This window comes from Bacillus sp. FSL W8-0629 (genome assembly GCF_038593225.1).
Classification (GTDB): Bacteria; Bacillota; Bacilli; order Bacillales; family Bacillaceae; genus Bacillus; species Bacillus altitudinis.
On record NZ_CP151975.1, the window covers coordinates 3,260,775 to 3,274,259 of the forward strand.

General features: G+C 41.2%; 11 protein-coding genes. 2 read left to right on the top strand and 9 right to left on the bottom strand.

Annotated elements, in window-relative coordinates:
• Nucleotides 1–9: 9 nt before the first annotated feature.
• From NSQ17_RS16955 to NSQ17_RS16990, 8 genes are all read right to left on the bottom strand, one after another.
• Nucleotides 10–1,194: a glycosyltransferase gene (locus NSQ17_RS16955; RefSeq protein WP_342467615.1), complete on the bottom strand. Its 1,185-nt coding sequence runs from the start codon at nucleotides 1,192–1,194 to the stop codon at nucleotides 10–12.
• Entirely contained in the window at nucleotides 1,191–2,642 is a 1,452-nt protein-coding gene (locus NSQ17_RS16960) for an MOP flippase family protein (RefSeq protein WP_342467616.1), read from the bottom strand. The genes NSQ17_RS16955 and NSQ17_RS16960 overlap by 4 nt, the downstream gene beginning before the upstream one ends.
• 18 nt (nucleotides 2,643–2,660) lie before the next feature.
• Nucleotides 2,661–3,320 (bottom strand): exopolysaccharide biosynthesis polyprenyl glycosylphosphotransferase, encoded by a 660-nt coding sequence (locus NSQ17_RS16965; RefSeq protein ID WP_008348294.1) that lies wholly within the window; start codon nucleotides 3,318–3,320, stop codon nucleotides 2,661–2,663.
• 199 nt (nucleotides 3,321–3,519) lie between these two features.
• Nucleotides 3,520–4,098 (bottom strand): hypothetical protein, encoded by a 579-nt coding sequence (locus NSQ17_RS16970; RefSeq protein ID WP_223255607.1) that lies wholly within the window; start codon nucleotides 4,096–4,098, stop codon nucleotides 3,520–3,522.
• Between the two features lie 135 nt (nucleotides 4,099–4,233).
• Nucleotides 4,234–5,724 carry an N-acetylmuramoyl-L-alanine amidase gene (locus NSQ17_RS16975; RefSeq protein ID WP_342467617.1) on the bottom strand — a complete coding sequence of 497 codons (1,491 nt, stop codon included), beginning with the start codon at nucleotides 5,722–5,724 and terminating at the stop codon, nucleotides 4,234–4,236.
• A gap of 140 nt (nucleotides 5,725–5,864) precedes the next feature.
• Complete coding sequence (locus tag NSQ17_RS16980; RefSeq protein ID WP_025208076.1) at nucleotides 5,865–7,355, bottom strand: N-acetylmuramoyl-L-alanine amidase; 1,491 nt, start codon at nucleotides 7,353–7,355, stop codon at nucleotides 5,865–5,867.
• Nucleotides 7,356–7,376: 21 nt separating this feature from the next.
• Nucleotides 7,377–9,485: a SpoIID/LytB domain-containing protein gene (locus tag NSQ17_RS16985; protein WP_342467618.1), complete on the bottom strand. Its 2,109-nt coding sequence runs from the start codon at nucleotides 9,483–9,485 to the stop codon at nucleotides 7,377–7,379.
• Nucleotides 9,486–9,510: 25 nt separating this feature from the next.
• Complete coding sequence (locus NSQ17_RS16990; protein WP_024719258.1) at nucleotides 9,511–9,834, bottom strand: hypothetical protein; 324 nt, start codon at nucleotides 9,832–9,834, stop codon at nucleotides 9,511–9,513.
• 182 nt (nucleotides 9,835–10,016) lie between these two features.
• On the opposite strand from NSQ17_RS16990, the gene NSQ17_RS16995 reads away from it, so the two are divergent.
• Complete coding sequence (locus tag NSQ17_RS16995) at nucleotides 10,017–10,937, top strand: LytR family transcriptional regulator (RefSeq protein ID WP_073412884.1); 921 nt, start codon at nucleotides 10,017–10,019, stop codon at nucleotides 10,935–10,937.
• Between the two features lie 232 nt (nucleotides 10,938–11,169).
• Here NSQ17_RS16995 and wecB read toward each other — a convergent pair whose 3' ends face one another.
• Nucleotides 11,170–12,309, bottom strand: coding sequence for a UDP-N-acetylglucosamine 2-epimerase (non-hydrolyzing) (gene wecB / locus NSQ17_RS17000; RefSeq protein ID WP_041507851.1), 1,140 nt, complete (start codon nucleotides 12,307–12,309; stop codon nucleotides 11,170–11,172).
• A 268-nt stretch (nucleotides 12,310–12,577) separates the two neighbouring features.
• Between wecB and galU the strand changes: the two genes are divergently transcribed.
• Entirely contained in the window at nucleotides 12,578–13,459 is an 882-nt protein-coding gene (gene galU, locus NSQ17_RS17005; protein ID WP_041507852.1) for a UTP--glucose-1-phosphate uridylyltransferase GalU, read from the top strand.
• Nucleotides 13,460–13,485: the final 26 nt, after the last annotated feature.

Here is a 13,485-nt window from a genome sequence, read left to right on the forward strand (position 1 = left end):
TCATCCTGTTTAAACGGTGGATGTTGATTGATTCAGCACCTTTTCATATTGCTGAATCAGGAGCGTAGCATTATGTGATGATGAATAATCTGTATGGACGATGTGGTGAAGATCGTTCTTCACTTGCTCGTTCCATCTGTTTTCATAAAGATAAGCGTGAATCGCTTCTTTTAGCTGACTCGTTGAACGCGGTTCAATGAGCAGATGTTGATAGGTAGAAAATAGTGATGGGAGACCACCAACCCGTGTTGCGATGACAGGCAGTTTTAAAGCGAGCGCCTCAAGGACGACAGTCGGCATTCCTTCACTGTAGGATGGAAGGGCAAACAGGTCAGCTGCCATTAAATAATGTTTGACTTGTTCATTCGGCACCTGCCCCGGGAGTATAATGGATTCTCCCGCCCGTTCGGCCAGCTCCTTTGCGAGGGGTCCTTTTCCGACAAAGACGGCTTTTACACCCTCCATCCCGCTGACAGCTTCCGCTAATTCAAACAAACCTTTCTCTTTGACTAAACGGCCGACAAAAACGACGAGCTTGTCGTGAAGCGGTAAACCAATCTGCTTTCTGATGGCTGTTTGATCCCCCAGTGTTCTAGAAAATGACTTGAGCGGAATTCCAAGCGGGAGGCATTGTGCATCCACCTCTGTCATGTCATGTGTTTTCTTTGCCAGCTCTTCACTCACTGTGAGAACAGCAGACGCCTGTTTTACTGCTGCTTTAAAGGCGGCAAGCGCCCCTTGGCTATAGGTTGGATAGACGTTCACATCACTGCCGTGTAAGGTCAGAAGATAAGGGATGTTTGCTTCCTTTTTGATCACAGCTGCTGCGCCGCCAGACGGCATAGCAAAGTGCGCATGGATGAAATCCGGTGACAGTTCATAACGCTCCATTGTGCGCAGGACAGAAGCTGCGATTCGTTTACTCGGCTGAGCCCATTTTAGCTGTCCAGGCAGCGCTGTATAGGGCTGTCTGTAAACCGGCACGCCGCACCTCACTTCCTGCTGGGGAAGATCTTTTCTCTGACGATAGGAAGCTTTAAGCATCCGTAAGATGGGCGGATTGACAGGAGTAGGACAAATCACGCTCACTTCTACGCCCTGTTTGACCAGCTCCTGCACTTGCGTTTCATGGAAGACGCCTTCACTAGGATGTTTTTCACTAGGATATACACTTGTCAGCCATAGCACCTTCATGACGAACGACCTCTTCTCCATAATTTCCCTGCCATCTGCGGATACATTTTGACAAGTAGCAAGCTATATAAAGCCGCACTTAAACCAATCGTCAGTAGTAATTGAAGCAGTATATCCGCTGATGTCAGCTTCATCCCTTGATGAACAGTCACTGCGCAGGCGGCCATTAACAGCGTCATGACAGCAGGCTTTACGAGTGATTTTACATACACCTTCATATCTAGCTGAATGACATAAGCCATCAGCCACCTGCCGACAATGAAGTTCAGCAGGCTGACCCCTGAGTAGACCCAAGCTACAGTCAATAGACTGCCAGTATGGACTCCTGCATATAAGGCGCATCCATATACGATGAGCATGCCTGTATCCCAATAAAATGCTAAGTCAGCTCTCCCTTTCGCAAGAAGGATGGAACCATTTGGATTCATCAGCACACGGAGTAGACCGACAATGCACAAAATATTCAAAACCGGGACCGCCACTAGCCATTTCTCTCCAAACACCACTTCTATAAAGCTATCTGATACGGCAGCAAGACCAATGAGTAGTGGAAAACCAATGAGTGCAAGCATATTCGTCATGCTGAGGAAGCCCTCACGCAGCCTAGAGTGATCACGCTGACTTTTTGCGAAAACTGGGAAAGCCACTCTCGTCACAATCGGGTTAATTTTCAGCACCGGAATTGTGACGATTTGATAAGCCAGGCTGTAAATCCCTAATGCCTCTGCTCCAAGAAACCGTCCTATTAAAATCATGTCGATGTTTGAGCCTGCCCGATTGACGAGTCTTGACGCAAGCTGGAAAGCCCCGAAGGAGAAAAACTCTTTCACTTCCCCTAATGCGAAAACGGGTGCTGGGCGCCACTTCTTCCAATAAGCCGCTGCATACATGAGACCTTTTCCTGATTGAAGCAGCACTTGAGAGACCACATAGGCCACAATTGGATTGATGAAAAAGGCTAGGATAAGTAGAACAATCAGCGAAATAATCGTCGCTATCGTCTCAATCGTACTTAAGGTTTTAAAGGCTAAATCTTTCTGCATCATGTATTGGTATTGCTGACCAATTGGTGCAATGAGAAACATGATTGATAATAACTTGAGCAAGCCTTCCAGCTCAGGTCTGGCATAAAAGGCGGCAATCAAGGGACTTGCGAGGATCAATACACAAAACAAGAGAATTCCCGTCAGCAAGTTGATCCAATATAATGTAGATAATTGACGTTCCGTCGTTTGTTCTTTTTGAATGATCGCAGCACCGATGCCTAGATCAAGTAAAATCTGTGTAAATATTGTGACCGTTGTGATCATGCCAACGAGTCCAAATTCTTTCAGTGACATTACGTTTCCTAAAAAGGCGAACTGTGCAATTTGGATGATGGTAATGATCAATGCGGACAAGCTTGTCCATTTTGCTCCGCCCAGCAGGCGATTTTTCATACTTGCCATTTCTCTTCCCTACTTTACTTATCTGGCTCCGTCACCAGTCACGATGACTTTTAACGTTTTTACCATAATCTTCGTGTCGAGAGAAAATGTCAAGTTTTGAATATACTGTAAGTCATGTGATAATTTTTCACTTGGACTCATTTCATATCCCCCATTTACTTGAGCAAGACCAGTCAGCCCCGGCTTCACTGTCAGTCTTTTTGTAAAGCCTGGAATCGTCCGATTAAATTCGGCAGTAAACATTGGTCTTTCAGGACGTGGACCTACAATACTCATTTCTCCTTTTAACACGTTGATAAATTGCGGCAGTTCATCAATTCTTGTTTTTCTGATGAATGCCCCCACTTTGGTGATACGAGGGTCATTTTTTTGCGCCCATTTCGCTCCTCCGCTTTCTGCGTTGGTTCTCATCGATCTGAGCTTCCATAATTTAAAGTAGACACCGTCTTTTCCGACCCTTTCCTGCATATAAAAGGCTGGCCCTGGTGTTTCTAGCTTAATTAAAAGGGCAAACAGTAAAATGATTGGCGTACTCAACATCAATCCGATGAACGAGAACACAACATCTATGAAACGTTTTGCAAATAAATATCGAACCATATGTTCTGTTAAAGCAAAAGAGTGATTTCGTCTCACTTCATATTCTCTGTAAAGGTTCATCGCTTTCTCTGCGCTCACTGACCTGCACCTCACCATTCAAAGTAGTTGTTGTGTAAAGAGATGTTCTATGAAAGTCAGTTTAGCAGAGCAACATTAAGCAAATGTAAATGGGCTGTTAAGTCTTGTAAAAGTGTGTTAAGAATGTGCCCTTATATCAAGTTATGCCCTTTTAAACGTAAAAAAGACCCGCATTTCTGCGGGTCTACGTGTCTTTTTTTTATTTTGCCTTTACGGATTCGATCGTCTTCAGTCTAAGCGTTCCGTTTGCATCTTTTGTATAAGTTACTTTCACTTTTGACTCTTCTTTTAGGCTGTTCACTTGTTTAGAAAATGTATTTCCGAATTGAATGGCTACTTCTTTTCCATCAATGTTGACAGCAATTGTATGTCCATCAGCCAAACCGACATATGTGCCTTCTTTGGTGACTTCATTTTTCTTCGTTGTAGATTCTTTTTTTGTTTTAGATTCAGCTTTTGACTGATCGTTTGTCGTTTCTTCTTTTGTGATTTCCTTACTTGAGCTTTCTTTTGCATCTTCATCAGATTGACCTGCTTGGTCTTCTGTTTGAGCAGCTGTTTCTTTGCTTTCATCATCTGCTTTTTCACTTGCAGACTTGTCTTCCGTCTTTTCATCTGTTGCATTTTCTTTCTTTTGATCTGCTGCTTCAGTTGTTTCTTTTTTGCTGTTATCCGTATTGTTATCGTTTGACTGATTTGATGTGCCGCATGCTGTGAGCATTACACCTAGAAGTAAAACTAAAAACGGCATTGTGATTAATTTTTTCAAGATCGTCACCTCTTCATGATTTGTCGATTTGCTTTCATTGGAAGGCAAATACGTGAAAAATCCACCCTCTATGTTTCGATTATAACAAAAATAACCTGAAATGAAATGTATTTTTAACTTGACATATCATTCATTCGATCTATTTTATTCAAAATATTGAGATACACCTGCAGCGATTCCTGAAGCCATCCGCTCCTTGGCAGTCGATGATTTTAATATACTGGCATCAATCGGACTGGTTACGAACCCCGTTTCAAGCAAGATGCTGGGCATTTTTGAATACTTGATCACGTAGAACCCTGCTGTCTTCACACCGCGATCTCTTGTGCCAAGGGCTTTCACCATCTGGGGCTGTACCTTTTGTGCCAGCTTTAAACTATTGGCCGAAGCATACGTCGCATCATAATACGTTTCTGTTCCATTTGCACCGCTATTATCATTTGCATTGGCATGGATGCTGATGAACACATCCGCACCAGCCTGTGATCCTTTGCTTACACGTGTTTGCAAGGAATCAAATGTATCAGATGTTCTAGACATGACCGTCAGCGCACCCGCTTGTTTGAGCCGTGCTTGCAGTTTTAACGCAACATCCAGATTAACATTTTTTTCAAACAGCCCATTTCCTACCGCTCCAGCATCCTGCGCACCATGGCCTGGATCAATAAAGATGGTTTCACCTAACACATGATTTTTCAGCTGTGTGATCACACTGGTTCGTATGGTTGATGTTCCGCCCACCACTGTAAATGTTGAAATCTTTTTAGTCCCAATGACACGACGAATCGCATCTGGCACTGATTGAGCGTCTGTAAGAAGAAGGGTTTGCCCTTGCTTGGCTGCCGTACTTGCCGCAGCTGCCGCATCGGCATATGCATAGCCGTTACTCATATACGTTTGGGTTGTCTTCATCGGGTATGTTTTCGCAATTCGGGCTGCCACTTCATACCGATTGGCTCCGCTGATTCTCACGGGTGATGGCAGCTTTTGATAGGCTGCTTGATTGACACTTGTTTCCCCGCCAATCACAATCGTCCGTTTCACCGCTTTGCTTTTTAATAGATTGGCTGTTTCCTGCCGCAGCCCTTTTGCATCGGTTAATAAAATAGGAAAGCCCTGTTTTGCAGCATATGGAGCAATCGCCACAGCATCTGCATAAGCAGAACCATTCACAATCACAGCTGTATCAACACTCTTCATTTGCTTAGCAACGTTTGCCGCCAATTCATATCGATTCTTTCCTTGTATTCGCGATACGGATAGATTCATTGCTTTTAGCTGCGCTACGACTTTTTGAGAAATGCTTGCGGTTCCGCCAAGAATGATGACACGCTTCGTTCTCAACTGCTGAAGACCTAACTTAGTTGCACCTGATAGACTGCTAGTATTCGTTAACAGCACTGGGGCTCCTTGCTGAAAGGCATACGGCACAGCACTTAGCGCATCAGCATAAGCTTCACCGCCTACTAAAACAACTGTAGGTGCTGTCGACCAGCCTCGTTTTGCAGCGTTAACTGCCACCTCATATCGATTACTTCCCTCAATCTTCGATACATTGTGCTGCGCAAATGCTGATGGTGCATATAAACATAGTGAAACCACAATTAAAACAAAACATTTGATATAAGAACGCATGAAGTCAACCTCCTTGGTTTTGAACCCTTCATCATGGAACCCAGGAAACACTTCATGTACTTTTGAAAAAAGGCTGCCGAGAGTCGTTTCTCGAGCAGCCTAAGAGGTGTATCTTCGGCACCCCTCATCTGTATGTTTTCTTATCTAAAATAGCCTGAAACACCGCTTGAAATACCTGACGCCAATCGATCTTTATAAGTAGCGGATTTCAAAATATTTGAATCAACTGGACTGGAAACAAAACCAGTTTCTAAGAGAACGCTTGGCATCTTAGAATATTTAATGACGTAGAAGGCAGCTGTCTTCACGCCACGGTCTCTTGTGCCTAATGCACTGACCATTTTAGGCTGAATATTTTGCGCGAGCTTCAAGCTGTTTGTTGCCGCATATGTTTTGTCATAATACGTTTCAGTTCCATTTGCACTGCTGTTATCATTTGAGTTCGCATGGACACTGATGAAGATATCTGCATTCGCTGACGCACCTTTGCTCACCCGTGTTTGAAGACTATCGAATGTGTCTGATGTTCTTGACATGGTAGTGAGTGCACCAGCATTTTTCAGTTTAGTGTTCACTCTCTTCGCTACGTCTAAGTTTAAATTTTTCTCATAAAGACCATATCCTACAGCACCAGAATCTTGAGCACCGTGGCCAGGGTCAAGGAATACTTTTTTACCTACAACCGGGTTCTTTAATTGAGATGCTACAGTATTCGTCACTGTCGTTGAATTTCCGACTACTGTGAATTTCGTTATGTTTTTACTGCCGATAATTGACCGAGTATGGACAGGCAAAGTTTTCTCATTTGTTAATAAAAGAGCTTTCTTTTCTTTCGCTGCAATGCCAGCAGCTGCTGGTGCAGAGGCATAACCAAATCCTCTCGCAACATACGTATTGCTCGTACTTAGTTTATACTTATTCACAATCTTTGCTGCAATATCATAGCGGTTAGCGCCCTTTATTCTCGTTGGCGACTTTAGCTTGTTGTATGCTGCTTTGGTAACATACGATTCGCCGCCAATCACAATTGTTTGCTTAATATTACTAGCTTTTGCGAAAGTTGAAATTTCAGAACGAAGTCCCTTTTTATCTGTATATAAAATTGGGAAACCTTTTTGTGCAGCATATGGCGCAATCGCAATCCCATGCGCATACGAATGACCTTCTACAACCACTACACCAGCTGGTTTTTTCATTTGCTTTGCAATATTCGTAGAGATTTCATATCTGTTCTTTCCCGTAATTCGTTTTGTTGAAATCCCTAGTTTTTTTACTTGATTGATGACATTATTTGAAACACTTGCCGTTGTTCCAATCGCAATCACATTTTTCGCTTTTAATGACGTTAATCCTTTCTTCGTTTCTGATGAAAGGTTTTTACTATTTGTAAAAAGAACTGGCGCATTATGTTGATACGCTAAAGGGACAGCTGCTGTTGCATCAGCGTAAGCTTTTTTCCCTACTAGCACAACGGTATTCGCTGTTCCCCAACCTTTTTTCGCCACATTGACAGATAAAGAGTAACGATTTCCCCCATCTATTCGTGATACAGAATTGTCCGCTGAAGCAGTTGGAACAATAATGAAAATGGCGATGAGGCTGAGGATGGCTGTTTTGATCATTGAGCGCATCTTCTGTGTCCTCCCTTAACTTTAATAATTTGTTAGTTTTGTACCTGGATAGTAGAACGAAAGTATAGAAGAATACGAGTTTCCAGATTCAGCTCTAGCTTTGGCGCCGTATTGACTCATCCCAATACCGTGACCATAGCCTTTTCCTGAAATCGTGAAATCATTTGTATTATTCTTTACTGACGCAAACGTACTTTTCACCTTTGTTGCGCCCATGACTGTTCTAAACTCTGTCATTTTCATACTTGCCGTTGTACTTTTGTTCACTGTATACGTACCTGTTTTGTTTTTCAGATGGTAATTCAGCTTGATTGAAACAGTCTTCGCACGCTGACCTTTTGTTTTTCCTGAGAATGTCAGGCTTGAAATAGATGCAATTCTCATGTCAGATGCAACTGTTTCTTTATTTTTCAACAGCCATGACTTTAGACCAGCAAGGTCGGCAGCATTGGCTTCTTTTGCCTTAGACCACTCAGAAGCTGCTGTACTTGCAGTCAACGTAGTGCCTAATTGCTTTTTAGACAACTTCAGTGTCCACGCATTGACAGGATCTTTTGTGTCCTGCTTGGCGACTAAGTATGGCAGTGCATTTCCCCATACTTCTTCACTCGCCTCAGTGTATCCACCATTACTAGAATAATAGGTGGCTGAAATCAGTTGATTGTTGTATTTTAGAACCTTGCCTTTTGTGGCATCAACAGCTTTTGTTGAATTTGTGTACCAGTTATATCCTCCATATACTTGGAAGGCTGTTGTATCAGGTACGACTTTTCCAATACTTTTCACTGAATACGTTCTAGCGGCAACCGCTTGTGCTTTTAATGCCTCAACATGCCAGCTTGCAGGCATTTCGTTTGGCACAACACCTTTTAGATAGTCTTCAAATGGAATATTTTCATTAGTCGGCCTGATATATCCTGATTCAATAGCAAAGTTAACGTTCCCTAAGTAAGGCTTCCCTGCGATTTGAAGGACATTTTTGGTTGAATATTTCTCAGGAACAACTCTTAATGTGTTATACGTCTTAATACCTTTTAATGAAATTTTTCCGTTAGAAATATTCAATTGGTAGTTTTGATTTTTTTTCAGATAGACTTGTTTGGCTAAAGCGTTTTTGAGCGTATCTGAAAGCACACTTGAACTGCCTGCTATATGATATGTATGTGTGCCGTTTTCTTTTAAAAGTTTCTTTAAAGAAGAAGAGAAAGAATCTTTTTTGACATAAATCATAGTACGATTGTTTTTCGCTGCTAAAAGTGACATAGGAATTGCATATTTTGAGCTAGAACCTTTAGCAAGATATACTTTATCTACATTTAACTTTAATTTCTTGATGATGTTAACAGAAAGTTCATAGCGATTTTCACCACTGATTCGTGTAACTTGTGAAGTCTTTTTTAATTGTTTTTCTACTTTTTCGCTAATGCTTTTTGTACTTCCAACTACAATTACCTTACTAGGAATCTTATAAGTCGGAATTGAATTCTTCTTTGTTAATAAGATTGGATACCCATTTCTAGCTGCATAAGAGATCATGGATGTCCCATTCATAAAGGAAGCCCCGCCAGCAACAATTGCTTGCTTATAACTCCCCATCTCTTTGGCTACTTTTTGAGATATTTCAAATTTATCTTTTCCACTTATTCTTCTAATCTTCCCGTACTTTTTTAAGGTTTTCTCAGTGGTAGACGAAATACTTTTTGTATCCCCAATGATTAAGATGTTATCGGGTTTCATTTTTTTAATTTGGTTCTCAGTTGCTTTTGTTAGCTTTGCAGCACCAGAATAAAGAATTGGTGCATTTAATTTATAAGCCAATGGAGAAACGGTCATTGCATGATCGAAAGCATCCTTATTTACGACAACGATAGTTGATGGATTCTTCCAGCCAGCATCAGCAATACTATTGGCTACTTCGTATCTATTATTCCCCTCATATCTTTTCGTCACAGCAACATTGGATCCTGACAGCTTGTATTCCCCAGTTGTTGAAATATCCATGCTTGTTTTGTTTCCTATATAATTAGACAATTTCACTGAAATTGTCGAGCTGGCCATGGCAGACTGAAAAGGTGCAATTAATAGTGTCATTGTCATGAGAACGATAAGTGTAATGCCTGTTTTCTTCAATTTTGTTCATCCCGCCCATCTTTTTTTACTTCTGTTTTTCAATCTTTTGAATTTCTTTTTGACCATTGTCATTGATAAAGTAAGAGATTTCTACTTTGTCACCTGGTTTAAATTCATTTAATACATCTTTAAAATTATCCGTAAATTCATAGCTTAAGGTCGTATTCACTTTTTTTACTTCGACTGTATGTGCATCAGCCATTCCAATAAATTCAGCTTTTTCTTCCAGCACCTGAGGAGTTGAACTGCTTGTCTTGTTTTCTCCTGAGGATTGCTCAGCCGTTCCACATGCTGTGAGCACGATACCTAGTAGTAGTATTAAGAACGGTAAAACGACGATTTTCTTCATTTTTTTCACCTCATGTCTTTGTATCGTCTTATAACTTAATATTTTAAGGTAAATTTAAGGTTTTTTGAAACCTTTTTTTTGTTACAACGTCTATATCTAGGTTCAGAGTAAAAAAATAACTTGTTTATCAAGATTCGTAAACCTATAATCATGGGAGAATGAGAGAAAAGGTGAGGGACAGAATGAGAGCAGAGAGAAAAAGAAATAAGAAAAAAGCACTTTGGATTATTTTATCTATTATTGGCTTGTTTGTATTAGTAACGGGCGGCTATGCCTATCATCTTTGGAATACAGCCGCATCAACTGTCGCAGGCATTCAGGAGAACTTAAAGAAGTCAGATAAGCGTGACAAAGATGTCGATTTAAGTAAAAAAGACCCGATCTCCATTTTAGTCATGGGTGTTGATGAAAGAAAGAATGACCGCGGCCGTGCAGATACATTAATATACATGACAGTGAATCCGAAAACGAAAACAACTGAGATGGTGAGTATCCCCCGCGATACATATACAAAGATTGTCGGAAAAGGCACAATGGATAAAATCAACCACTCCTACGCTTTCGGCGGTACACAAATGGCGGCAGATACAGTAGAGGAACTGCTTGATGTACCTGTGGATTACTTTGTGAAAGTGAATATGGAAAGTTTTAAAGACATTGTCGATACACTTGGCGGGATTACGGTGAACAGCACGTTTGCTTTCAGCTATGATGGCCATTCATTTGGTACAGGAGAGATTAACCTGAACGGTGATCAAGCCCTTGCCTATACAAGAATGAGAAAGCAAGATCCTAAAGGTGACTTCGGTCGTCAGGAAAGACAGCGCCAAGTCATCGAAGGTATTATTGCAAAAGGGGCTAACATTTCCTCTATTACGAAATTCGGCGATATGTTTAAAGTCGTTGAAAACAACATGAAAACGAATATGTCCTTTGACGACATGTGGACGATGATGAATGATTATCGTGATGCAAGGAAAAAAGTGAAACAGCACGAGCTAAAGGGAACAGGCACACGAATCAATAATATTTATTACTATCAGCTTGATGACAGTAGTTTAGCGAAAGTGAAGAAGGAATTGAAGGATAGTTTGGAGCAGTAAAAAAAGACTACAGGAATGTAGTCTTCTCCGATTGTTGACAAAGGGCTAAAATGAACTTGATTTTAGCCCTTTGTCTTCTTTTCAGCGTGATAGAAAGCCCTTGAAGTCTAGGAAGGACGAGAACTGGAGCGGAGCGAATTTGACATTCGTGAGCACCAGCACGCAGGACTGACAAAGAATGCGAGGGTTTGTCTACACGCTGAGAAGACTACAGGAATGTAGTCTTCTTTTTTTATGATTGAAATGGGGCTGGTTTTTCATCACTTAAACCAAAACGATGAAGGAGTTCTTGGACAATTCGTTTCGACGCTTGTCCATCACCATAAGGGTTAGAAGCCTTTGACATGTTATCGTACTCTTGCTTGTCTTCTAACAGCTCTTTTGCCATCTGATAAATGGTTTCCTCATCGGTTCCTGCAAGCTTAAGCGTACCAGCTTTCACGCCCTCAGGACGTTCTGTTGTATCACGAAGCACTAATACTGGCTTTCCTAAAGAAGGAGCTTCCTCTTGCACACCGCCTGAATCCGTTAAAATAAAGTGCGACGCAGCAGCGAAGTTATGGAAATCAACTACTTCAAGCGGCTCAATTAAGTGCACACGATCAAGATCACTGAATTCTGTCTGAGCCGCATCACGAACAGCAGGATTTAGATGGACAGGGTATACGACTTGAACATCTTCAAATTCTTCGACAACACGGCGAATCGCTCTAAACATGTTCTTCATCGGCTGACCGAGATTTTCTCTGCGATGAGCCGTTAATAAGATCATTTTATCTGAACCGATCTTCTCTAGAATTGGATGTTGATAGTGTTCTGTGACTGTTGTTTGCAGGGCGTCAATGGCCGTATTCCCTGTCACACAGATGGTCTCTTCTTTTTTATTTTCTACTAAAAGATTCTGCTTCGCCTCAGCCGTAGGGGCAAAATGAATGTCAGCAATAGTGCCTGTCATTTGGCGGTTCAATTCCTCAGGGAACGGTGAGTATTTATTGTGAGTTCTTAAGCCAGCTTCGACGTGGCCGACAGAAATTTGGTGATAGAACGCAGCCAAACTTCCTGCAAAGGTTGTCGTTGTGTCGCCATGAACAAGCACAATATCAGGTTTTTCTTCTTGGAATAATTGATCTAGTTTCAACAATGCATTTGATGTAATTTCAGATAATGTTTGGCGCTGCTTCATGATGTTTAGATCATGGTCTGGCGTAATAGAAAATGCCTCAAGAACTTGATCTAGCATTTCTCTATGCTGAGCTGTTACAGTGACAATTGAATTTATTTGTGGATGTTTATTAAGTTCAAGGACAAGTGGAGCCATTTTGATTGCTTCAGGTCTAGTACCGAAAATAGTCATTACATTTAGTTTTTTCACTGGTCTATGCCTCTTTCCTAATATAATACTTTCAATTATACACAATTTGGAGGATAAATTTAATGATATAAAAAAGAAATTTACATTGAATTAACGTTATCATTCACCCTCCTTTACATTTAACATATAAAATGTAAACTATCTAAAAATCATTTTTAGTGAAATCATTTGTCTTTCCTATGATTTGTAAGTTACACTTTATAAAGACGACCAAGAACTAACATTCATTATTAAATCGGTTATCTATGTAAGGAAGGTGCAAAGTTCATTGAAAAAAGTACGTAAAGCCATTATACCAGCTGCAGGTCTCGGGACACGTTTCCTCCCTGCCACAAAGGCTATGCCTAAAGAAATGCTACCAATCGTTGATAAACCAACCATTCAATATATTATTGAAGAAGCTGTTGAGTCAGGAATTGAAGACATTATTATTGTCACTGGAAAAGGGAAAAGAGCCATTGAGGATCATTTTGATTTTGCGCCAGAGCTTGAGCGCAACCTTGAAGAAAAAGGAAAAAGTGAACTTTTAGAAAAAGTGAGAAAATCCTCTAATATTGCTGATATTCATTACATCCGCCAAAAGGAACCTAAAGGACTCGGACATGCCGTTTGGTGCGCACGCAACTTTATCGGTGATGAACCCTTTGCTGTTTTATTAGGTGATGATATTGTCCAAGCCGAAACACCTGGACTTCGCCAGCTGATGGATGAATATGAAAAAACCCTTTCATCTGTAATTGGTGTTCAGCAGGTATCGGACAGCGATACGCATCGCTACGGGATTATTGATCCTCTTACCCAAGAAGGCCGCCGCTATCAAGTAAAAAACTTTGTTGAAAAGCCGCCGCAAGGAACCGCACCATCCAATTTAGCTATTTTAGGGCGCTACATTTTCACGCCAGAGATCTTTATGTACCTTGATCAACAGGAAATTGGTGCAGGTGGAGAAATTCAGCTGACAGACGCCATCCAAAAGCTTAATGACATCCAGCGTGTATTTGCCTATGATTTTGAAGGAAAACGATATGATGTCGGAGAGAAGCAAGGGTTCATCGAAACAACGCTAGAGTTTGCCCTACAAGATGAAGAGCTAAAGAAAAAACTCATTCCATTTATGAAACAGCTACTTGAAAAAGAAGAAGTGAATTAAAAAAAGCTGCCGGCATCGGCAGCTTT

Bases quoted from the DNA above. Each gene is read 5' to 3' on its own strand.
- NSQ17_RS16955 (WP_342467615.1), bottom strand. From the start codon at position 1,194: ATGAAGGTGCTATGGCTGACAAGTGTATATCCTAGTGAAAAACATCCT.
- NSQ17_RS16960 (WP_342467616.1), bottom strand. From the start codon at position 2,642: ATGGCAAGTATGAAAAATCGCCTGCTGGGCGGAGCAAAATGGACAAGC.
- NSQ17_RS16975 (WP_342467617.1), bottom strand. From the start codon at position 5,724: ATGCGTTCTTATATCAAATGTTTTGTTTTAATTGTGGTTTCACTATGT.
- NSQ17_RS16980 (WP_025208076.1), bottom strand. From the start codon at position 7,355: ATGCGCTCAATGATCAAAACAGCCATCCTCAGCCTCATCGCCATTTTC.
- NSQ17_RS16990 (WP_024719258.1), bottom strand. From the start codon at position 9,834: ATGAAGAAAATCGTCGTTTTACCGTTCTTAATACTACTACTAGGTATC.
- NSQ17_RS16995 (WP_073412884.1), top strand. From the start codon at position 10,017: ATGAGAGCAGAGAGAAAAAGAAATAAGAAAAAAGCACTTTGGATTATT.